A 21507-nucleotide genomic window follows, 5' to 3' on the forward strand; every position below is an offset into this window, starting at 1 on the left:
CCCCGTCACGGCCGATACTTGAGAGACTGGGACCCCATCCACCCCGACCCTACGCAGGAGCACCATGGATCCCGACCGCGTCCTGGAGGGACTGGACCCGGAGCAGACCCAGGCCGCACGCGCGCTGCGCGGCCCTGTGTGCATCCTGGCCGGTGCCGGAACGGGCAAGACCCGGGCCATCACCCACCGCATCGCGTACGCGGTCTCCAGCGGTGTGGTCGCCGAGCAGCAGGTCCTCGCGGTCACCTTCACCGCGCGCGCCGCCGGGGAGATGCGCGGCAGGCTGCGCGCCCTGGGCGCCCCCCGCGTGCAGGCCCGCACCTTCCACGCGGCCGCCCTGCGCCAGCTCTCCTTCTTCTGGCCCCAGGTCGTGGGCGGGGAGAAGCCCACCCTCATCGAGAGCAAGCTCCCGGTGGTCTCCCGCGCCGCCCACTCGGTGGGCCTCCAGCCCGACCGCAACGGCCTGCGCGACCTGGCCGGTGAGATCGAGTGGTCCAAGGTCACCCAGGTGCGCCCCACCGACTACGACAAGGCCGTGGTCAAGGCGGGCCGCCAGCCCCCGATGCCCGCGGGCGAGGTGGCCCGGGTCTTCGAGGCCTACGAGGACCTGCGCCGCGAGCACAACCTCCTCGACTTCGAGTCCATGCTCGAACTCACCGCCGGCATGATCACCGAGTACCCGGCCATAGCCCAGCGCGTGCGCGAGCAGTACCGGTACTTCGTCGTCGACGAGTTCCAGGACGTCAACCCGCTCCAGCGCCTGCTCCTGGACGCCTGGCTGGGCGACCGCGACGACCTGTGCGTGGTCGGCGACCCCAGCCAGACCATCTACTCCTTCGCCGGGGCCACCCCCGGCTACCTGACCGGGTTCGGCGCCCGCTACCCCCACGCCACCGTGGTCCAGCTGGTCCGCGACTACCGCTCCACCCCCCAGGTCGTGAGGGTGGCCAACCACGTCATCGCCCACGCGCGCGGCACGACCTCCGCCCAGCACCTGACCCTCCGGGCCCAGCGCCCCGACGGCCCCGACCCCATGTACCAGGAGTACGACGACGAGCCCGCCGAGGCCACCGGGGTCGCCCGCAAGATCAGCGTCCTGCTGGAGGGCGGCACCCCGGCCAGCGAGATCGCGGTGCTCGTGCGCACCAACGGCCAGTCTGCCTCCTACGAGCAGGCGCTGACCGACGAGGGGGTGCCGTTCACGATGCGCGGGACCACCCGGTTCTTCGAACGCCCCGAGATCAAGCAGGCCGTGCACACCCTGCGCGGCGCCCGGCACGGGGCGGCGGGGGAGGAGGCCGAGCCCCTGGTGCGCACCGTCCGCCAGCTCCTCGGACAGCTCGGCCTGACCGAGAGCGCGCCCGAGGGGCGCCAGGCCCGTGAACGCTGGGAGTCGCTGTCCGCGCTGGCCCAACTGGCCGAGGACATGGCCGCCGCGCCGCGCCCCGACGGTGCGCCGGTGACCATGGCCGACCTCGTGGACGAGCTCGACGTGCGTATGGCCACCGAGCACGCGCCCGGCTTCGAGGGCGTCACCATCGCCTCCCTGCACGCGGCCAAGGGCCTGGAGTGGGACGCCGTCTTCCTGGTCGGCCTCACCGAGGGCATGATGCCGATCATCTACGCCGAGACCGACGAGCAGGTGGAGGAGGAGCGCCGCCTGTTCTACGTGGGGGTCACGCGGGCCCGCGAGCACCTGGCGATGTCGTGGTCCCTGGCCCGCTCGCCCGGCGGCAGGAAGACCCGCAAGCCCTCCCGCTTCCTCGACGGCCTGCGTCCCGCCTCCCCGTCCACCGCCTCCCGGCGCGCCGAGCGCCGCAAGGGCGGCGTGACCCGCTGCCGGGTGTGCTCGGCCACCCTCACCGACGCGGCCGAGCGCAAGCTGGGCCGCTGCCTGGACTGCCCCTCCAGCTACGACGAGGCCCTGCTGGAACGGCTGCGCGACTGGCGCCGCGCGTGCGCGCAGGAGCAGAAGGTGCCCGCCTACGTGATCTTCACCGACGCCACCCTCCAGGCCGTCGCCGAGCAGGAGCCCGGCAGCCTCACCCAGCTCGCGGCCGTGTCCGGTGTCGGCGCGGTCAAGCTCGATCGCTACGGTGAGGCAGTACTGGCGCTGGTGGCCGGAGCGGACCCGGCGGACGTCGCCGACGGCCGGACCGAGGACGACGGGGAGGAAGCGGCGGATGAGTGAGAGCGCCGACGCGCAGGCGCGGGGCCAGTCCCTCGCCGACCTGCTGACCGTGCTGGACCTGGAGCGGATCGAGGACGACATCTTCCGGGGCAGCAGCCCCGAGGAGGGCCCCCAGCGGGTGTTCGGCGGCCAGGTCGCGGGCCAGGCGCTGGTCGCGGCGGGGCGCACCGTCCCCGCCGAACGCCACGTGCACTCCCTGCACGCGTACTTCATACGCCCCGGCGACCCCTCGGTGCCCATCGTCTACGAGGTGGACCGCGTCCGGGACGGCCGCTCCTTCACCACCCGGCGGGTGGTGGCCATCCAGCACGGCAAGCCGATCTTCACCCTGTCGGCCTCCTTCCACAAGGAGGAGCCCGGCCTGGACCACCGGATCCCGATGCCCGACGTCCCGCCGCCGGAGGAGCTGCCGAGCACGCGCGAGCGCCTGCGGGAGGCCTTCGGGCGCGTGCCGGGGTTCGTGCGCTGGCACCCCATCGAGCTGCGCCCGGTGGGACCGCTGTCCTACGAGGCCGAGCGCGACCCGCGGCTGCGCACCGCCACCAACCCGGTGTGGCTCAAGGTGGACGGCAAGCTGCCCGACGACCGCCTCACCCACGTGTGCCTGATGACCTACGCCTCGGACATGACCCTGCTGGACACCGTGCTGCTGCGCCACGGCCGCTCCTTCGCGGGGATCTCCATGGCCAGCCTGGACCACGCTATGTGGTTCCACCGGCCGTTCCGCGCCGACGAGTGGCTGCTGTACGCGCAGGAGGCGCCGACCGCCCAGGGCGCCCGCGGTCTGGCGCGCGGGCTGGTCTACACCCGCGAGGGCGAACTCGTGTGCTCGGTGGTCCAGGAGGGTCTGATCCGGGTGGTGGACGCCGAGGGCTGGTCCGACACCCTTCCGGAGCCGTTCTAGGCGGTGCCCCTCCGGGCACGCGCCCGCGCGCCGGCCGGTACTCCGGGCCGGAGCGGTCCGGACCCGCGGACGTGAACAGGCCCCGGTCACGGTGCGCACCGTGACCGGGGCCTCGTCGTCTCGGCGGGCGGGTTGTCGGCAGGGCGCTCGGGGGATGCCCAAGGGCAACGCCTCCGGGCGCCTCGGCATTCCCGCGAAACCCTGACCGGATGCGGACGTTTCCGCAGGTCAAAAATAGGTTGCTCTCTTTCTGCGCCAGCCCATAGTGTGTACCCCGTCGCAATGACCGCTCCCGGCGCGGGTGCAAGATCCCGCCGCCCGACAGTGAAGGAGGTGCCCGATCCAATGACCAGCATCACGGAGACCACAGGCTTCGTCACCGGCTTCGCCATGCCGTCGCGTCAGCTGTCCCCGACCGCTGTTCAGGGCGACCTCCTGGGCGGTCACACGGATGTCCTCGCCGTCTACGGCGGGACCACCGTCGGCAACGGCGGCACCGGGGTCCACGGATCCCGTTCCCCGCTGATCGTGTCCCAGGTCGAGCGGACCGTCCTCGGCGACGGCAGTGGTGTGTCCGTCGAGTCCGGGCTCGCCCTTGATCGCGGCAAGCGCCAGACGAAGCACGCAGCAGAAGCTACCCAGCGCCCGTATGGCGCATCGGGGGAGTGTCCACGGAGGATTCCGGCCTAGAGCAGGACAGGCCGAGAGTTTCGACCGTGGCCGCGGACCCCGACAGGGGCCGCGGCTTTCTTTGTATCTTCGCCGGCTCCCCGTCCCCCAGGGACGAGGGAGAGGGCGGCGGCATCGCAAGTCCAGGTCCCCCACCGGACCGGTTCCGGTGACCAGTCACCGACCGCGTTGTACGAAACGATCAAAGATCTTGGAGGGCACCGATGCTTGCGTCGGTCCTGGAAACGCCCTGGCTGGGCGACACCGAAGTTCCCTGCCGCCTGGAGCCCGACCTGTTCTTCGCCGAGGCGCCCGCCGACGTCGAGGCGGCCAAGGCCGTCTGCGGCGCGTGCCCCGTGCGGGAGCAGTGCCTGGCCGACGCCTTGGAGCGCGGTGAGCCCTGGGGCGTCTGGGGCGGGCAGCTGCTCGTCTCCGGACAGGTCGTGGCGCGCAAGCGCCCCAGGGGCCGCCCCCGGAAGAACCCCGCCCCGGTCGCGGCCTGACCGTTCCAGCCACAGCCTCACCCCACCTCCGCGGACACGAAGGACGAAGACAGATGATGATGGAAATCATGCGCGTGGTCGAGCGGACCGACGTCGAGACGCGTGAACAGCAGGGCAGAAGGCTCACCGCCCGCCAGCTGCGCGCCCGCCAGCGCGAGGAGCGCCGTGCCGAACAGGCGCTCACGGAAATCGCGTGGTCACGTCTGTGTTGACGTGACGGGACGCGCGGCGTCCTGAGCTGACCACGGGCCGGGCGGGGCTCCACCGGGGGTCACCGTCCGGTCTCTTTTGTGTATCCGTAAGAGCACCGGAACGCCCCGGCGGGCCCCGCCGTGGCCCCTCACACAGCCGAAAAACGACCCTGGTCAGGACGGAATGTGCTACCGTACCGTGTTTTCCGGTTACGGTCCGGGAGTCGGGACAGACACGAGATCGGCGACATAACAGGACAGGACACACCTGTCCTGGAGCGCCTCGCTGGGCTACCGTAAACTTCGTGCCCTCGAACACCAAAGTCGAGGTACGACGCAGTCCTCGTCGCCGACGCACGGTGTCGGCCTACAGGGACGGGGACACCACGGTCGTCCTCGTGCCCGCGACGTTCTCCCGCGCAGAGGAAAAGCGCTGGGTGGGCCGCATGCTGCAACGACTCGAGGCCCGCGAGGGGCGCCGCAACCCCGGCGACGCCGAACTCCACGAGCGCGCGCTCGAACTGGCCCGCCGCTACCTGGACGGCACCGAGCTCCCCGAGAGCGTGCGCTGGGTGGACAACCAGAACTCGCGCTGGGGGTCGTGCACTCCGGAGACCCGCACGATCCGCATCTCCCGCCGCGTCGCCGGAATGCCCTCCTGGGTCGTGGACTACGTGCTCATCCACGAACTCGCGCACCTGTTCATCCCGCACCACGGCCGGGAGTTCTGGGACCTGGTGCGCCGCTACCCCAAGGCCGAGCGGGCCCGCGGCTACCTGGAGGGCTTCAGCGCCGCCTCCCGAGCCGAGTCCGACGACCCCTGCGGGGCCGGGGAGGACGAGGAGGAGCTCGACGAGGCGGAGGTCGCCTTCGACGAGTGAGTCCGGCCGCGCGCCGCAGGGGCGGGCGCCGTCACCGATGCGGACAGGGACAAAAGGGCTTTTCCGCCCTTAGCGCCCTCCTTTTTCCGTGCGTTCCAGGGTATTTTTCTGCGGTCACGCGGGCCACCGGCCCCACCGAACCGGAACGGACACGCATCCCTCATGAGGACACTCAAGAAGACCCTGGCCACCGCCGCCGCGACCCTGACGCTCCTGGCCGCCGGTGTCGTCACCGCCTCTCCGGCCAGCGCCGCCGCCTACAACGGCGCCTGCGGCTCGGGCTACTCGGTGGTCAACTCGGCCCCGATCCGCTTCGACCTGGGAACCGTGTTCCTGACCTACAACAGCTCCAACGGGTACAACTGCGTGGTCACCGTCCGCAGCGCCGACAGCGAAGGCTTCGCCATGCCGATGAGCGCGGGCCTGCGCCGGGCGGGGGACGGCGGCTCCTTCGTGTCGGACACGGGCGAGTACAGCTACTACGCCGGTCCGGTGTACGTGTACGCCAGCGGCTCCTGCGTCGACTGGCGGGGGCTCATCGGCAACCAGGCCACCGAGCGCTACGCCACCAACTGCGGCTGACCCGAAGCCAACGGCCCCGCCGACCGGCGGGGCCGTTCGCGTGCCGGGGGAGGGCGGAGACGGGCTCCAGCGCGGGCCCGTGGCCGGGGCCGACGGGTGCCGGCCGCGCCGCCGCGTCCGACGTCGACGGGGTCCCCGAGGCGGGCGTCAGCGCGTGCCCGGGTCCGTGCCCGGATGAGGGGCGGACGAACGCAGGTGGCGGCCCACCGCCTCGGCGGCGGCCCGCACCAGTGAACGGCACACCTCGTCCGAGGGCTCGGGCAGGTCGTCCACCGGGAACCAGCCGAGGTCGGCCGACTCGTCGGGGTCGCGCACCAGTACCGCGTCCTCGGGGGCGAGGGCCGCGTACTGCACGTCCAGGTGGAAGCTGCCGCCCCCGCAGGGCACCGCGTGGCGGTCCAGCCCGACGGGCTCGGGCAGCAGGGTGAGCCCCCGGATGCCCGACTCCTCGGTGGCCTCGCGCAGCGCCGCCGCACCCAGGGTGGCGTCCTCCGGCTCGCAGTGTCCGCCGGTCTGCAACCAGATCCGGTGGACGCGGTGCAGGGTGAGCACCGCCCGCGAGCCGTCGGCGGAGATGATCGCCGTGCTGGCCGTCACGTGGCCGGGCAGGCAGGAGCGCCACATCCCGTCCCCGTGCGCCTCCAGGTGGTCCAGGTAGGAGCGGCGCAGCCCCTCCTGCCGGGCGTCGGGCGCGGTCCACGCGCCCAGCACCGCCCGGGCGTCCGCGTGCAGCGACACCTACGCGCCCTCTCCCCGGTCGTCGTCCCCGTCGTCGTCCCGGTCGGCGCCGGAGGCGCCCTCCGCGGACGCGTCCCCGTCGGTCCCCGCCTTCCGGCCGGGGGCGTCCCCGGTCAGCGAGGAGATGTCGAAGTCGGCGTCGCCGAACCCGTCACCGCCCCCGCGCACGAAGCCCTCGGGATCGTCCAGGTCGTCGCCGGTGGGCATCAGGTCCGGGTGCTCCCAGACCGCGTCCCGGCCCTCCACGCCGCGCGCCTCCTCCAGGGCCGACCACAGCGCGGACGCCTCGCGCAGACGGCGCGGGCGCAGCTCCAGGCCGACCAGGGCGGCGAAGGTGTGCTCGGCGGGCCCGCCGGTCGCCCGGCGGCGCCGGGTCGCCTCGGCCAGGGCGTCCGCCTGCGGCAGACGGCCGGACACCGCGGACGAGACCACGGTGGCCACCCAGCCCTCGATCAGCGCCAGGGTGGTCTCCAGCCGGGCCAGCGCCGCCTTCTGCTGCGGAGTGTCCTCGGGCTGGAGCAGTCCCTCGCCCCCGACACCGCCCAGGGCCTCCTGGAGCGCCTCGGGGTTGGTGAGGTCGATCTCACCGAGCCGGTCCTCCAGGCCGCTGATGTCGAAGGACATCCCGTCCGCGTACTCGTTGACCAGCCGGGACACGTGCGAGCGCAGCCACGGCACGTGCGAGTACAGCCGGTGCACGGCGGCCTCGCGGGCGGCCAGGTACAGGCGCACCTCGTCCTCGGGGACCTCCAGGCCCTCGCTGAAGCGCGCCACGCCGGAGGGCAGCAGCGCCGCACGGCCCTCACCGGCCAGGGGCAGCCCGATGTCGGCGGTGCCGACCACCTCGCGGGACAGCTCGCCCACGGCCTGGCCGGCCTGGCGGCCGACCATCATGCTGCCCATCTGCTGGATCATGCCCAGCAGCGGACCGGCCACGGACCGCATCTCCTCGGGCAGGTTCTGCCCCATCGACCGGACGGTCTTGCTGGTCAGCGGGTCGCACAGCTGCACCCACGAGTCCATCGTCCGCTCGATCCACTCCGACCGGCTCCAGGCCTGGGCGGTGTGGACGCCCGACGGCAGGTCGGTAGCCTGGTCGAGCCACAGGTCGGCCAGGCGCAGGGCCTCCTCGACCCTGGCGTAGTCGGACGCCGGAACGCTCGGGTCGCCCTCCTGGGCGACCGTCTGGCGCGCGACGTCCTTGGCCATGTCCCAGTTCACACCGGACGACGACTTCTGGTCGCCTCCGGGGCCGGGACCGGGCTGGGCCGACATCATGTCGGCGAACTGACGCAGCATGTTGGCCATCTGCTGCGGGTCGCCGAACGGGAAGCCGTCCGGCGTTCCGGATCCTCCTCCGCCCGGGCCGCCGCTGCCGGCACCCGAGCCGGAGTCGCCAGAACGGCGTCCGGACTCGTCATCGGGATCGTTCGGCATGCTGAAACCGAATGGCAGGTCGCTCACAATCAGACCTCAGGCAGGATTAGGTTTGGTCTCCACTGTCACGTTAGCTGGGAGTCGCCCGGAGTGAATACCGAAAGCAGCCAGGTTCGCCCAGAGCACAGCCCCTCCGAGGGAGCGGGCACGGTGGTCGCTGTCACCGGTGCCGCCTCCGGGGTGGGCCGGCTCCTCGTGCAACGCCTGGCCGCGCCGGAGAGTTCCGCGCGCCTGCGCGAGGTCGTCGCCATCGACGCCGAACTCGCCGACGTGCGCGGCGTCACCTGGCGCGTCGCCGACGTGTGCGACCCCGGGCTGGTCTCCCGGCTCGGCGGGGTCGACGTGCTCGTGCACACCGCCGACGACCGCTCCCTGGAGACCCGGCCCGCGCGGCGCCGCGCGCACAACATCCGCGCGGCCCAGACGGTCCTGACCGCCGCCGCGGCCTCGGGCGTCCCCCGCGTCATCCTGGTCACCAGCACCGTGGTCTACGGCGCCGCCCCCGACAGCCCCGTGCCCCTGGCGGAGAACGCGCCGCGCGTGTCCGACAACAGCGAGGGGCTCATGGGCGACTTCGCCGAGATCGAGGCCCTCGCCGAACGCGCCCGCCGGGCCCACCCCAGCCTCACCGTCACCGTCGTGCGCCCCGCCCCGCTCGTGGGGCCCGGACTCGACACCCTCCTCAGCCGCCACTTCTCCGCCCCGCGCCTGCTCACCGTCAAGGGGCACGAACAGCACTGGCAGTTCTGCCACGAGGACGACCTGGCCAGCGCCCTGGCCTTCTGCGCCCTGCACGGGGTGGACGGGCCCGAGGGCGTGGTCGCCGTGGCCAGCGAGGGCTCCCTGACCCAGGACGAGGTGGAGTCCATCGCCGGGATGAAGCACTTCGAGGTGCCCGCCAACCTGGCCTTCGGCGCCGTCCGCCGCCTCCACCAGGCCCGCATCACCCCGGCGGCCGAAGGCGAGTTGAAGTTCCTCGTCTACCCGTGCGTGGTGGACTGCGCGGTGCTGCGCGAGGCCGGGTGGAAGCCCGTCCACGACAACGAGTCCGCCCTGTCCGCCCTCCTGGAGTCGCGCAGCGGCAGGCCCGCCCTGGTCGGCCGCAGCCTGGGCCGCAAGGAGGTCACCATCACAGCGGCGGGCGCCGCCGGAGCCGCAGCGGCGGCCATCGGCACCGCCGCCGCCATCCGCCACCTGCGCAGGCGCAAGGGGACCTGAGGCGCGGATCCGCCCGAACCCGCCCGTCTCCGGAGCACCTGCGCGTGCGTCGGAACGCGCACCCGTGTCCCCACATGGGGGAACATCCGGTTGATACGGTCATGACGTGGAAGAGATCACTCTCGCGTCAGTACGCGACACCCCCCTGTCGGTGGACGAGGTCCTCGCCGCGGTATCCGACCCGCGCGCGGGCGGCACCGCGGTCTTCGTCGGCACCGTGCGCGACCACGACCACGGCCGTGACGTCGCCCGCCTGGCCTACTCCGCCCACCCGACGGTGGAGGCCCAGCTGCGCGTCGTCATGGAGAAGGTCCTCAGCGACACCTCCGTCCCGGGACGCCCCGTGGTGCGGATGGCCGCCACGCACCGGGTCGGCCAGTTGGAGATCGGCGACGTCGCGGTGGTCGTGGCCGCGGCGGCCGCGCACCGGCAGGAGGCCTTCGAGGCCTGCCGCCGCCTCATCGACGACCTCAAGGCCCAGGTGCCCATCTGGAAGCAGCAGGACTTCGAGGACGGCCGCAGCGAGTGGGTGGGCGCCCCCTGACCGCCCCCTGACCGCCCACGGCGGCCGGGCGGGCCGGAGGGAGGGCGGACCCCCGCCGGTCCGGACGCGGCAATAGGCTGGGGGCATGCTCCGTCGTGCCATGACCCTCGTTGTCGCGCTCGTCCTCCTCGTGGGGCTCGGAATCGGCAGCCTCTACCTGCCCGTGCCCTACCTGGTCGCCGCGCCGGGCCTGACCGTGAACACGGTCGGACAGACCGACCGGGGTCCGGTCATCGAGATCGAGGGCGCCGAGAACTACGAGCACGACGGCACCCTGTCCATGGTGACCGTGCAGTACGCGGGCGGACCCCAGCACCGGCTCGACTTCCTCACCGTCGTCACCGCCTGGCTCTCGCCCACCCAGGCGGTCCTGCCCGAGGAACTGCTCTTCCCCGCCGGGCGCACGCCCGAGGAGGTCACCGAGCGCCAGACGGTGCAGATGAACGACTCGCAGACCGACGCCACCGCCGCCGCGCTCACCCATCTCGGCATGGAGTACGAGGCGGTCCCCGTCGTCAGCGGCACCGTCGAGGGCATGCCCGCGCACGGCGTGGTGGAGGCGGGCGACGCCGTCGTGGCCGTGGACGGCGACCCGGTGCCCACCCGGGGCGGCGACCCCGACGTCCCCGCCGGCAGCGGCGCGGTCGTGGAGATGGTCGGCGACCGCGAGCCCGGCGACCCGGTCGGGCTCACCCTGGAGCGCGACGGCGAGACCGTGGAGGTGGAGGTCGCCAGCGAGGAGGGCGACTCCGGCGGCGCGGCGATCGGCGTGCTCATCGCCGACGAGACCGACTTCCCCGTGGACGTGGAGATCACGATCGGCGACATCGGCGGGCCCAGCGCGGGCATGATGTTCGCGCTCGGGATCATGGACCGGCTCAGCGAGGAGGGCCTCACCGGCGGCGCGGACGTGGCCGGTTCGGGCACCATCACCGCCGACGGCCGGGTGGGCGGGATCAGCGGCATCCCGCAGAAGATGGTCAGCGCCCGGCGCGACGGCGCCGAGTACTTCCTCGTGGCCGCCGAGAGCTGCTCCCAGGTCTCCCAGTCGGCCGCCTACGGCGAACTGGAGGTGGTCCGGGTGGAGACCCTCGACGACGCGGTCGGGGCGCTGGAGACCATCCGCACCGGAGAGGGCGAGCTGCCGCGCTGCGAGTAGGGGCGCGGCGTCCGTCCCGGGTTCCGGCCCGTGCCCGGACATCCGCGGCGGAGGGGGCCCCGGGCGCGCACCCCGCCTCGCGCGGGCGCGCGCCGGGTCCCGCGCGACCCCGCGGCCCCGATCAGCCCTGCCCGGACTCCTCGTCCAGGTCCAGGGTCAGCGCCAGCGCGGAGGTCAGCGCCGGGATGAGGTCCGCCCCGTTGAGCACCTCGGACTCGCTGTCGTGGCTGCGCATGCGCATCGCGCAGTGCCGCGAGCCGTCGCGCAGCACCCCGGCGACCATGCGGATCTCCTCGGTCTCGCGGCCGGAGGAGCCCGGCTGCTCGTCCGGGGCCAGGGTCTCGTCCGTGCCCTTGACCACCAGGCGCTCCATCACCAGCGCGCACCCGGCCACGCCCTCCGGCCACAGGATGCGGCCCAGCGCCTCCTCCAGCGGGACGTCGGCGGGCAGCTGCTCCTGCTCGACGGGGGTCAGCTCGTCCGGGTCGGCGGGGGAGTCGATGCCCAGCAGACCGGCCAGCGCGGGCTCCGCCCGCAGCAGTTCCGCGGTCGGCACCAGGGCGTACAGGCCCAGCGGCCGGTCCCAGCCCTGCTCGGCTGCGTGGCGTTCGAGGTCCATGACGGCTTCGCGAATGTTCGACACGTTTCCATAGTGACCGATGCGGGAGGCGCGCCGCCCCGGTTTTCGGACAGTAGGGTCGCCACGTGGCCTTCCGGATGCGACTCCGATACAGCAACGATGCAGCCTTGTCACCCGGACGAGGGCCGTTTCGGGAACCCGGGGGCCACCGATTAAGTTTTCAGTAACAGAGCGCCACACGCGCACCCATACGCACCTACCAAGCCAGAACGAGGGGGAGGCGTGAGCTTCCGATCGCCCGGCGCACCACCTGCGCGTATGCCTCGCCGATCAAGGTTGCTCGCGCCAGTCGCGGCGACCGTGGTCGTCATCATCGCGGGCCTGATGCTCGCCGCGAACTTCTGGACCGACTTCAAGTGGTTCGAGTCCGTCGGCTACACCTCGGTCTTCCTGACCGAACTGTGGACCCGCGTGCTGCTGTTCGCCGTCGCCGGACTGGTGATGGCCGTCATCGTCGGCGCCAGCATCTTCTTCGCCTACCGCTCCCGGCCCGGCATCCGGCCGATGAGCCTGGAGCAGCAGGGCCTGGACCGCTACCGGCAGTCCATCGACCCGCACCGCAAACTGTTCTTCTGGATCGCCGTGGGCGCCCTCGCGCTGCTGGCCGGAGCCGCGGCCAGCGGTGACTGGCGGTCCTACCTCCAGTTCGTGAACAGCACCGACTTCGGGGTGAACGACCCCGAGTTCGGCATGGACGTGGCCTTCTTCGCGTTCACCTACCCGTTCCTGCGCATCCTGCTCGGCTACCTGTACGCGGCGGTCATCCTGGCGTTCATCGCCGCGGTGATCGTGCACTACCTGTACGGCGGGGTCCGCCTCCAGAACGACTCCGGCCAGCGCGCCACCCCCTCGGCCCGCGTGCACCTGTCGGTGCTGCTGGGCCTGTTCGTGCTGCTGCGCGGCGGTTCCTACTGGCTGGACCGCTACGGCCTGGTCTTCTCCGAGCGCGGCTACACCTTCGGCGCCTCGTACACCGACGTGAACGCGGTCAAGACCGCGCTGCTCATCCTCACGGTCATCTCGGTCATCTGCGCCGTGCTGTTCTTCGCCAACATCTACTTCAAGAACATCATGGTGCCCATGGCCAGCCTCGGACTGCTGGTGCTGTCCGCGGTGCTGGTCGGCGTGGCCTACCCCGAGATCGTCCAGCGCTTCCAGGTCGCGCCCAACGAACAGCGCCTGGAGAGCCCCTACATCGAGCGCAACATCGAGTACACGCGCCAGGCCTACGGCATCGACGACGCCGAGGTTCAGGCCTACGACGCCACCACCGAGCTCAGCGCCCAGGACCTGGTGGAGGAGTCCCAGGACACCACCGTGCGCCTGGTCGACCCCTCCGTCGTGTCGCAGACCTTCCAGCAGATGCAGCAGGTCCGCGGCTTCTACCAGTTCCCCGAGGTGCTGGAGGTCGACCGCTACCCGGACTCCGATGGCAACCTGATCGACACGATCGTGGCCGTCCGCGAGCTGGACGGGCCGCCCGCCGACCAGGACAACTGGCTCAACCGGCACCTGATCTACACCCACGGCTACGGCATGGTCGCCGCCGCGGGCACCCAGATCGACGCCGAGGGACGCCCGGTCTTCACCGAGTACAACATCCCTCCGCGCGGTGAGCTGAGCGACGTCGTCGGCGAGTACGAGCCGCGCATCTACTACGGCCGCGAGGGCGCCGACTACGCGATCGTGCAGGCCGAGGAGGAGTACGACTACCCCCTCGACGCGGAGGAGGACACCGGCGACGTCCCGACCCCGGAGGACGCGGTCGAGCCGGAGGTCTCCCCCAGCCCGGACGAGGCCCGCGCCCCGGCCGACGCGGACCAGGAGGCCGCGGAGCAGACCGCCGAGGAGGCGCCCGCCGAGGGCGAGGGCCAGGGCGGCGGCGAGGGCGCCGGCGGCGGTGAGGAGGGCAGCGACTCGCAGGCCTACAACCGCTACGACGGTGACGGCGGCGTCCAGCTGGCCAGCTTCTTCGACCGGATCCTGTACGCGATCAAGTACCAGGAACCCAACATCCTGCTCAACAGCGCCATCACCAACGACTCGCGCATCATCTACGAGCGCGACCCGGTGGAGCGCGTGGAGAAGGTGGCCCCGTACCTGACCACGGACAGCCGTCCCTACCCGGCGGTCGTCGACGGCCGGGTCGTGTGGGTCGTGGACGCCTACACCACGTCCGACGGCTACCCGTACGCCAACCGGATCGACTTCACCCAGGCGGTGACCGACACCTTCACCGACGGCTCGGCCCAGCAGGTGGGCGCGCTGCCGGGCAACGAGGTCAACTACATCCGCAACTCGGTGAAGGCCACCGTCGACGCCTACGACGGCACGGTCACCCTGTACGCGTGGGACGAGGCGGACCCGGTCCTGCAGACCTGGATGGACGCCTTCCCCGGGACCGTGGTCGACAGGGACCAGATGAGCGAGGAGCTCGTCGACCACCTGCGCTACCCGGACGACCTGTTCAAGGTGCAGCGCCAGATCATGCGCGAGTACCACGTGACGGACGCCGCAGCCTACTACGGCGGTCAGGACTTCTGGTCGGTTCCCAGCGACCCGACCAGCGAGACCGATGCTCCCGAGCCGCCCTACAGGCAGACCATCCAGTACCCGGACGAGGAGTCCACCTTCTCGCTGACCAGCACGTTCGTGCCGCGCGGCCGTGAGAACCTGGCGGCCTTCATGGCGGTGGACAGTGATCCGCGCTCGGAGGACTACGGCCAGCTCAAGCTGTTGGAGCTGCCGCGGAGCACGGTGATCCTCGGCCCGGGGCAGGTGCAGAACGCCTTCGACGCCGACGCCGACGTCCGCGAGGTGCTGCTGCCGCTGGAGCAGTCCAACGCGGAGGTGACGCGGGGCAACCTGCTCACGCTGCCGTTCGCCGGGGGCCTGCTCTACGTCGAGCCGCTGTACGTGCAGGCGGGCGGCGGCGGAGCCGCCTCCTTCCCGCTGCTCCAGCAGGTCATGGTCGGCTTCGGTGACGAGGTGGCCATCGGCAACAGCCTGCCGGACGCGCTCAGCAACCTCTTCGACGGAGAGGGCGCGGCACCCGGGGGCGGCGCCGAGCAGACTCCCGAGGAGGAGTCCGAGTCCGAGGCCGGTGGCGGCGGCGGAGACGGCGGCGGGGGCGACCAGGACCTCACCGAGTCCCTCAACGAGGCCGTCGAGGCCTGGGAGGAGGCCCAGCAGTCCAACGAGGAGGCCAACGACCGCCTGCGTGAGGCGCTGGAGGACATCCAGCAGCAGCTGGACGAGAACTGAGCCCCGCCTTCCGGCGGTGACCGCTCCGTGAGGGGGCGGGGGTCCTCGGGCCCCCGCCCCCTCGGCGCTCCCGGGGGGCCGTGTCCGGGGGGCCTCCGCGATCCCCGGGCGCGTGTTTTCCGGCAACGGGAGGAGCGGCGCCCGCGAAGGGGGTCCAGGGCCCTCTGGCGCGTCCCGGTCCGCCGATTTGGGTTTTGGTTCAGGGCGCGCTACTGTGTAGACACAACGACGCGGGGTGGAGCAGTTCGGTAGCTCGCTGGGCTCATAACCCAGAGGTCGCAGGTTCAAATCCTGTCCCCGCTACCAGACCCGGACCCGGGAGAAATCCCGGGTCCGTCGGTTTTCCGGCTCCTTCCTTTTGCGGAGGAGAACGGAGGACGGGCTTCCCCGGGGAAGTCCGGGTGGTCGGACCAGGGCGCAAGCGCTGGTAGGATTGCCGAAGGCGGTCGGGAAACCGACTGCCGCAGGGTGGGATCTCCACCGGTTTTCCACGCGGAAACGCAGGGAAAACCGATTTGCCACCAGGGGGCTGGCCCCCTAAAATAGAGATCACGACGCGGGGTGGAGCAGTTCGGTAGCTCGCTGGGCTCATAACCCAGAGGTCGCAGGTTCAAATCCTGTCCCCGCTACCAGCAAAACGCCGGGCGCATTTCGCGCCCGGCGTTTTTCGTGTGCCCGTGCGGCCGGTGCGCCGCCCGGTCTCCCGGGCGGCGCGCGCTCAGCGGGTGCGGCCCTCCACGAGTTCGACCACCCTGTCGGCCCGCTCGGCCACCTTGGGGTCGTGGGTCACCACGACCACCGCCGCGTCGCGGAGCCGGGCCTGCTCCAGCAGCTGGTCCATGATCACGGTGCTGCTGGCGGCGTCCAGGGCGCCCGTGGGCTCGTCGGCGAGGATCAGGGCGGGTTCCCGGCTCAGCGCCCGCGCCAGGGCCACACGCTGCTGCTCACCGCCGGAGAGCTGGTGCGGCTGCGAGTGCAGCCGGTGCCCCAGCCCCACGGCCTCCAGCAGCTCGCGGGCCCGGGCCCGGCGGCGCAGCAGCGGCACGCCGCCGAGCACCATCGGCACGCCGACGTTGGCCAGGGCGGTCCGACGCTCCAGCAGGTGGAACTGCTGGAACACGAAGCCGATCCCCTCGCCGCGCAGTCGCGACCTGGGGCCCTCGCCCAGGCGGGTGGTGTCCACACCGTCGAACGTGTACGTGCCGCCGCTGGGCCGGTCGAGCAGGCCCAGCACGTTGAGCAGGGTGGACTTGCCCGAGCCGGACTGGCCGACGATCGCCACCACCTCGCCCCGCCCCACCCGGAACGTGCAGTCGCGCAGCACGTCGATCCGGGTCCCCGACACCGTGAAGTGCCGGGTCATCCCCGCCACGTCCAGCAGCGGCGCCGGGCGGGCGTGGCGCGGCGCGGCCCCGGGGGCCGGTGCGTCGACGGACATCTAGCCCTCACCCTCCTCGGCGAACCCGTCCTCGGGGTCGTGCGCGCCGGGCACGTCGAACCGGGGGTCGAGCGGGATCGGGTCCAGGACCGTCTCACCGATGCTCAGCCCCTCGGTGACCTCCACGGACGATCCGTCGGAGACGCCCAGCACCACCTCGCGGGTCTCCTCGGTGCCGTCCTCGCCCACCACCACGACCTCGCCCGACCCGGCGGTGCCGCGCACCGCGGTCACGGGGACGACGAGCGCGTTCGCGGCCGTGCCTGTGCTGACCGACAGCTGTCCCCGGACGCCTTCGAAGACCTCCAGGTCGGCGGGCACGCGGCAGGCCAGTTCGGCCCCGCCGCCGTCCCCGGCGCCCTCGCCGCCCCCGTCCTCCGGAACGGGGGCGCCGCCCTCGGCCGCGCCCAGGGACAGGAACTCGCACGCGGCGGCGGGCGGCCCCTGGTCGATCTGGAGCAGGATGTCCCGGGGGTCCTCGTAGAACCGGTAGAGGTCGTTGGGCGGGATCGACGCGACGGCGCGGAACTCCTCGGGGGCGACCGCGGCCACCACCGCACCGGGTTCCAACACGTCGCCGACCATGACGTCATCCAGCCCCGACACCGTTCCGGCGGCGGGCGCGTACAGGGTGACCTCCTCGGTCGTGAGGGCGTCGGGGACCCGGCCGTCCTCTCCGACGACGGGCTCGCCCCGGGCGGGCGCCTTCACGTTGACCACCGGGGCGCCCTGGCCGACCTCGGCGCCCTCGCCCACCCACAGGTGGGAGACCGTGCCCCCGTTGCGGGCCTCGACCGGCTCGCCGGGCTCGGCCCGGACGACGGCGTCCAGCACCAGCACGGAGCTGACCTCGCCCAGCACCACCTCGACCGGGGACCCGCCCACGTCCAGGGCGGCCTCCTGCGTGCGGCTGTCCTCTCCGGCGCCCGGGCCGCCCAGGCGGGACACCAGGAGGTAGCCGGCGCCGGTCAGTCCTCCCACGAGGACCAGGACCGCGCCGATGATGATCCACTTCTTCACGTGATGTCTCCTATTCCCGGAGTCCGGCGACCACGGACGCGCGCAGCGCCCGCATCGCGGGGATGATCCCGGCCAGCATCCCGACGAGGGCGGCGCTGCCCAGGCCGACGAGTACTCCGGACGAGGGGATGACGAGGGGGACGTCGGCGGGCAGCGGCACGAGGCCGCCCAGCACCGCGCCGACGGCGGTCAGCAGGGCCCAGCAGGCGGCCAGCGCGATGAGCCCGGCCACCAGGGACACCACGACCGACTCCATGACCACCGCCACGAACAGGGTGAACCGGCTCGCGCCCAGGGCGCGGTAGGTGGCCAGCTCCCGGCGCCGCTCGCGCACCGTGACCAGTCCCACGTTGAGCACGCCCAGCAGGCCGGTGGTGAGGGTGACGGCGGCGATGCCGGTCAGGCCCCAGGACATGTAGGTGATGACCTGGCCGATCTCCTCGGCGTAGTCCGTGCGGTAGGCCATGACGGCCTCCTGCTCCTCCACGCCCCAGCGCCAGGACACCGATGCCAGGCGCTCGGAGAAGACCTCGCCCCACGGGTCCCGCGCCGCGGGGTCGCTGGGGTCGATCCGCACCTGGTAGGTGGTCATGTCGCCCATGAGGAACGAGTCGGCCGACTCCTCCTCCCGGGCGCCGGTGGCGGTCCCGAAGAGCAGCTCCTCGGAGGCGGGTGCGCGCAGCAGGTAGGCGCTGTACCAGCCCGTGTCCAGCGCGGAGCCCTCCAGGACGCCGATGACGCGCACGTCCGTCCACCGGTCGGTGCCGACCTGGACGCGGGTGAGGTCGCCCAGCGCGCCGGCGAGCTCCTCGTTGACGACCATGACCGGGGCCAGCGACTCGGTGTCGGCCTCGGTGAACCATCGGCCCTCGGCCAGGTTCATCCGCCGGATGTCGCCCAGCGTGGGGTCCACGCCGAGGAACTCCACCTCGGGCAGGGGAGTGCCGCCGGAGCGGATCGAGGGGGCCTGGGAGGGCCTGTGGTAGATCGAGATGTCCTGGCCGCCCGCCCGGACCAGGTCCTGTTCGAAGGCGGCGCGGTCGGTGACCCGGCCCTGCACGGTGACCTCCAGGGTCGCCGGGCGGCCCGCGTTGGCCTCGCTGTAGGCGGTGGCGAAGCGCTGGCCGAAGTCGCTGGCGCTGACCACGAGGATCAGCGCGCCGACACCGACGACGATGCCCGCGCAGGACAGGATGGTCCGGGCCACGTTGGCCCGTGAACCGGCGAAGGCCAGCACGATCCCGGCTGTGAGGGAACGCAGCATTCGGCCCCTTCCCGTGATGTCTGTGAGATCCGGACGCCGCGACGGCGGCGGCGGGATACCCGCGGGGGTGGCGGGGTTTCACCTGACTCATCGTGGAAGGGGACGGTTTCGGTTCAGCCCGACGGCGCGGATTCCGGACTGCCGTTTCGGGCTGTGCGCAGGGGAGAGGGGCGGACGGGGCCGCCGCGCGGCCGGAGCCTCAGACCGCCTCGAAGCCGTCGCAGGTGAGCGGCGCCCCGGAGCCGGTGTCCGACCAGACCACCGTGTGCGCCCCGGCGGAGGGGTGGTCCTCGGCGCCCTCGAAGTCGTCCGGGTAGCGCACCCGGGTCCACTCGCCGGGGGAGACCGGCGCCTCGGTGGCGGCGGTACCGCCGCGGGGTCCGATGACGGAGACGGTCACCGAGTCGGTGTCCGCGCCCTCCGGCGCCAGGGCGCCCAGTTCGACGGGGCCGTCCGCGGCCGTGCGCGGCGCCTCGGCGCGCCATAGGCGGGCGGTCCGGTCGTCCACTGCGGGCACGCACAGGTACCTGGCGGGGTCGAAGGCCGTGTCGGGGACGCCCAGGCCGGGGCCCTCGCCCCGCACGGAGGCGCGCACGGTGTCGGCGATCATCTCGCGCAGCTGTTCGGGGGTGTGCCCGTGGCCGCCGCCGCAGGCGGTGGCCAGCAGGACCGCGGCCGCGCACAGGACGGCCCGCAGGGGTGTCGTGGTCAGCACACCACCGCACGTTACTACGTACGGTGGTGACTCGTGTACCCGTTGTCGCGGTCGGGGTTGGGGTCAGGTGCGGCGCAGCGGGGTGGGGCCGCCGTTGAGCCAGGTCAGCACCTGGTCGTGGATCTCCCCGTTGGTGCACACCAGGGGGCCGCCGTCCTCGAAGCCCTCGCCGCGCAGATTGGTGGCCCGGCCGCCCGCCTCCTCCAGGATGACGGGCAGCGGCGCGGCGTCCCACAGCGACAACTCGGGCTCGGCGGAGATGTCCACGACGCCCTCGGCGACCATCACGTGCGACCAGAAGTCGCCGTAGGCGCGGGTGCGCCAGACCGAGCGGGTCAGGCCGAGGAAGGAGTCGAGGCGGTCCTGCTTCTCCCAGCCGGTCAGAGAGGAGAAGCTCAGCGAGGCCTCCGACAGCTCCGACACCTTGGACACGTGGCAGCGCGAGGCCTTGGACAGGCTGCGGCCCTGCCAGGCGCCGCCGCCCCGGGAGGCCCACCAGCGGCGGTACAGCGCCGGGGCCGAGACCACGCCCACCACGGGACGGTCCCCCTCCAGCAGGGCGATGAGGGTCGCCCACACCGGGACGCCGCGGACGTAGTTCGCGGTGCCGTCGATGGGATCGATGACCCACACCCGGTTGCTGTTGCCCGTCTTGCCGTACTCCTCGCCCACCACCGCGTCGCGGGGCCGGGCGCGGGAGAGCACGCCGCGCAGCGTCTCCTCCACCATCCGGTCGGCCTCGGTGACGTGGGTGAAGTCGGGTTTGGTGTCGACGACGAGGTCAAGCGCCCGGAAGCGCTTGAGCGCGATGTCGTCGGCAGCGTCGGCGAGCACGTGGGCCAGCCGCAGATCATCGTCAAAGGACATCATGACCGGTAACGCTACCGTTCCTGAACGGTGATCAGAAGTGGCCAGTGGCCCCCGGGGGCCACGCTGGCACCGCGTCCGTGCCGGACGGGCCGGGCCACCGCGTCAGCACGTACCGACCACGGGCAGCGTTGGCCGGGCGCGCCAGCGGGTCGGGCGGCCGGATACCGACCCGCTCCTCAGGGGCGAGGCCGGTGAGCCGGTCACGCAGGCTCGCCCCGGACGGCGCGGGGACCGGGAACGGGTCGGCGATCGACCGCAGGGGCGCACGCGCGTGGATCGGAGTGTTGGTTCCCGGCAGCCCTGGTCCGCGGGAACGGCGGCCCGGTGGAGGGGAGCGTCAGGGGTGTCGTCCGCGGCGGCGGATGCGAGGATGGGGAGTATGGACACCGCGAACCGACAGGGGCGCGCCGAGGGCACCTCGGCGCGGGAGCGGTTGCTGGACGCCGCCTACGCCGAGGTCGTCTCGGGCGGCTGGTCCGACCGGCGCATGGCCGACATCGCGGCGGTCGCCCGGGTGTCGCGCCAGACCCTGTACAACGTGTTCGGCAGCAAGGAGGGCCTGCTCCAGGCCGTCGTGGTGCGCGAGGTGAACGCGCTGCTGGACCGGGTGGTGCGCCTCTTGGACGAGGAGGGCGCGGACCCGCCGCACGCGGTGAGCAGGGCCACGCGCCTGGTGCTGCTGTCCGCCCGCGACAACCCGCTGCTGCGCGCGGTGGTGACCGGGGACCACGGGCTCCTGCCGGTGCTCACCACGCGAGCCGAACCGCTGCTGGACGTCCTGGGCGAGCGCATCACCGCCCTGCTGGGGGAGCGCTACCCGGAGTTGGCCGACTCCGCCGCCGAGGTCGCGGCCGACGTCGCCCTGCGCCTGACGGTGTCCTACTCGTTGCAGCCCATCGATCCCGACGAGGCCGCGCGCAGGGTCGAGACGGTCGTGCACGGGATGCTGACGGTCGGCCGCTGAGGGGGTGGCGCCGTGGTGGAGGGTCCGCTGACGGAGAGCGAGCGCCGTGAGGTGCTGCGCGCCTGCATGGCCGACGGGCGGATCACCGCGATCCCGGTCCGCCGCACCGCCCGGCTGGTCCTGCTCGACCAGGTCGCCCGGGCCTTCGAACCGGGGGTGCGCTACAGCGAGGCCGAGGTCAACGCGGTCCTGAGCGGGTTCAGCGCGAACGTGGCGGTGCTGCGCCGCGGCCTGGTCGACGAGGGGTTCATGGAGCGCGACCGCACCCGGTACTGGCGCTGCGGCGGGACCGTGGAGGTCTGACCCGGGCGGCCG

Annotated in this window: 21 protein-coding genes and 2 tRNA genes; 15 read left to right on the forward strand and 8 right to left on the reverse strand. The window is 72.6% G+C overall.

The window, feature by feature from the left end:
* Nucleotides 1–64 precede the first annotated feature (64 nt).
* From KGD83_RS06170 to KGD83_RS06200, 7 genes are all read left to right on the forward strand, one after another.
* A complete protein-coding gene (locus tag KGD83_RS06170; RefSeq protein ID WP_212642927.1) occupies nt 65–2191 on the forward strand; it encodes an ATP-dependent DNA helicase UvrD2 in 2127 nt (708 codons plus the stop codon).
* On the forward strand, nt 2184–3095 hold the full coding sequence (gene tesB / locus KGD83_RS06175; protein ID WP_212642928.1) for an acyl-CoA thioesterase II: 912 nt from the start codon (nt 2184–2186) through the stop codon (nt 3093–3095). The genes KGD83_RS06170 and tesB overlap by 8 nt, the downstream gene beginning before the upstream one ends.
* 345 nt (nt 3096–3440) lie before the next feature.
* Nucleotides 3441–3785, forward strand: coding sequence for a hypothetical protein (locus KGD83_RS06180; protein WP_212642929.1), 345 nt, complete (start codon nt 3441–3443; stop codon nt 3783–3785).
* A gap of 203 nt (nt 3786–3988) precedes the next feature.
* The gene (locus KGD83_RS06185) at nt 3989–4267 is read left to right on the forward strand and encodes a WhiB family transcriptional regulator (protein WP_013154809.1); all 279 of its coding nucleotides are present in this window, start codon (nt 3989–3991) and stop codon (nt 4265–4267) included.
* Between the two features lie 53 nt (nt 4268–4320).
* Nucleotides 4321–4479 (forward strand): hypothetical protein, encoded by a 159-nt coding sequence (locus KGD83_RS06190; RefSeq protein WP_212642930.1) that lies wholly within the window; start codon nt 4321–4323, stop codon nt 4477–4479.
* Nucleotides 4480–4763: 284 nt separating this feature from the next.
* The gene (locus KGD83_RS06195; protein ID WP_212642931.1) at nt 4764–5339 is read left to right on the forward strand and encodes a M48 metallopeptidase family protein; all 576 of its coding nucleotides are present in this window, start codon (nt 4764–4766) and stop codon (nt 5337–5339) included.
* Between the two features lie 162 nt (nt 5340–5501).
* Complete coding sequence (locus tag KGD83_RS06200; protein ID WP_212642932.1) at nt 5502–5921, forward strand: spore-associated protein A; 420 nt, start codon at nt 5502–5504, stop codon at nt 5919–5921.
* A gap of 147 nt (nt 5922–6068) precedes the next feature.
* Here the strand turns inward: KGD83_RS06200 and KGD83_RS06205 are convergent, their stop codons facing one another.
* Nucleotides 6069–6659 carry an NUDIX hydrolase gene (locus tag KGD83_RS06205; RefSeq protein WP_212642933.1) on the reverse strand — a complete coding sequence of 197 codons (591 nt, stop codon included), beginning with the start codon at nt 6657–6659 and terminating at the stop codon, nt 6069–6071.
* Nucleotides 6660–8123, reverse strand: a complete 1464-nt coding sequence (locus KGD83_RS06210) for a zinc-dependent metalloprotease (RefSeq protein ID WP_212642934.1) — start codon at nt 8121–8123, stop codon at nt 6660–6662.
* A gap of 123 nt (nt 8124–8246) precedes the next feature.
* On the opposite strand from KGD83_RS06210, the gene KGD83_RS06215 reads away from it, so the two are divergent.
* The 3 genes from KGD83_RS06215 to KGD83_RS06225 all read left to right on the forward strand — a co-directional run bounded on the left by KGD83_RS06215 (nt 8247) and on the right by KGD83_RS06225 (nt 11017).
* Nucleotides 8247–9314, forward strand: a complete 1068-nt coding sequence (locus tag KGD83_RS06215) for an NAD-dependent epimerase/dehydratase family protein (RefSeq protein ID WP_212642935.1) — start codon at nt 8247–8249, stop codon at nt 9312–9314.
* Nucleotides 9315–9420: 106 nt separating this feature from the next.
* A complete protein-coding gene (locus KGD83_RS06220; protein WP_212642936.1) occupies nt 9421–9858 on the forward strand; it encodes a molybdenum cofactor biosynthesis protein MoaE in 438 nt (145 codons plus the stop codon).
* A gap of 100 nt (nt 9859–9958) precedes the next feature.
* A complete protein-coding gene (locus tag KGD83_RS06225) occupies nt 9959–11017 on the forward strand; it encodes a YlbL family protein (RefSeq protein ID WP_212644291.1) in 1059 nt (352 codons plus the stop codon).
* 121 nt (nt 11018–11138) lie between these two features.
* Here KGD83_RS06225 and KGD83_RS06230 read toward each other — a convergent pair whose 3' ends face one another.
* Nucleotides 11139–11660 carry a PPA1309 family protein gene (locus KGD83_RS06230; protein ID WP_249352176.1) on the reverse strand — a complete coding sequence of 174 codons (522 nt, stop codon included), beginning with the start codon at nt 11658–11660 and terminating at the stop codon, nt 11139–11141.
* 297 nt (nt 11661–11957) lie between these two features.
* On the opposite strand from KGD83_RS06230, the gene KGD83_RS06235 reads away from it, so the two are divergent.
* From KGD83_RS06235 to KGD83_RS06245, 3 genes are all read left to right on the forward strand, one after another.
* On the forward strand, nt 11958–14921 hold the full coding sequence (locus tag KGD83_RS06235) for a UPF0182 family membrane protein (protein ID WP_212644293.1): 2964 nt from the start codon (nt 11958–11960) through the stop codon (nt 14919–14921).
* Between the two features lie 229 nt (nt 14922–15150).
* Nucleotides 15151–15227 (forward strand) — tRNA-Met (locus KGD83_RS06240).
* A gap of 249 nt (nt 15228–15476) precedes the next feature.
* Nucleotides 15477–15553 (forward strand) — tRNA-Met (locus KGD83_RS06245).
* Between the two features lie 86 nt (nt 15554–15639).
* On the opposite strand, the gene KGD83_RS06250 is transcribed toward KGD83_RS06245, so the two are convergent.
* From KGD83_RS06250 to hisN, 5 genes are all read right to left on the reverse strand, one after another.
* Nucleotides 15640–16359: an ABC transporter ATP-binding protein gene (locus tag KGD83_RS06250; RefSeq protein WP_212642937.1), complete on the reverse strand. Its 720-nt coding sequence runs from the start codon at nt 16357–16359 to the stop codon at nt 15640–15642.
* A complete protein-coding gene (locus KGD83_RS06255) occupies nt 16360–17379 on the reverse strand; it encodes an efflux RND transporter periplasmic adaptor subunit (protein ID WP_212642938.1) in 1020 nt (339 codons plus the stop codon). It abuts the gene before it with no gap.
* A gap of 10 nt (nt 17380–17389) precedes the next feature.
* Nucleotides 17390–18643, reverse strand: a complete 1254-nt coding sequence (locus KGD83_RS06260) for an ABC transporter permease (protein ID WP_212642939.1) — start codon at nt 18641–18643, stop codon at nt 17390–17392.
* A gap of 199 nt (nt 18644–18842) precedes the next feature.
* Nucleotides 18843–19358: a hypothetical protein gene (locus KGD83_RS06265; protein ID WP_212642940.1), complete on the reverse strand. Its 516-nt coding sequence runs from the start codon at nt 19356–19358 to the stop codon at nt 18843–18845.
* 63 nt (nt 19359–19421) lie between these two features.
* On the reverse strand, nt 19422–20228 hold the full coding sequence (gene hisN, locus KGD83_RS06270) for a histidinol-phosphatase (RefSeq protein ID WP_212642941.1): 807 nt from the start codon (nt 20226–20228) through the stop codon (nt 19422–19424).
* Between the two features lie 379 nt (nt 20229–20607).
* On the opposite strand from hisN, the gene KGD83_RS06275 reads away from it, so the two are divergent.
* A complete protein-coding gene (locus tag KGD83_RS06275) occupies nt 20608–21192 on the forward strand; it encodes a TetR family transcriptional regulator (protein ID WP_212642942.1) in 585 nt (194 codons plus the stop codon).
* 12 nt (nt 21193–21204) lie between these two features.
* On the forward strand, nt 21205–21495 hold the full coding sequence (locus tag KGD83_RS06280; RefSeq protein ID WP_019608133.1) for a DUF2087 domain-containing protein: 291 nt from the start codon (nt 21205–21207) through the stop codon (nt 21493–21495).
* Nucleotides 21496–21507 lie beyond the last annotated feature (12 nt).

The organism is Nocardiopsis akebiae, assembly GCF_018316795.1.
GTDB lineage: Bacteria > Actinomycetota > Actinomycetes > Streptosporangiales > Streptosporangiaceae > Nocardiopsis > Nocardiopsis dassonvillei.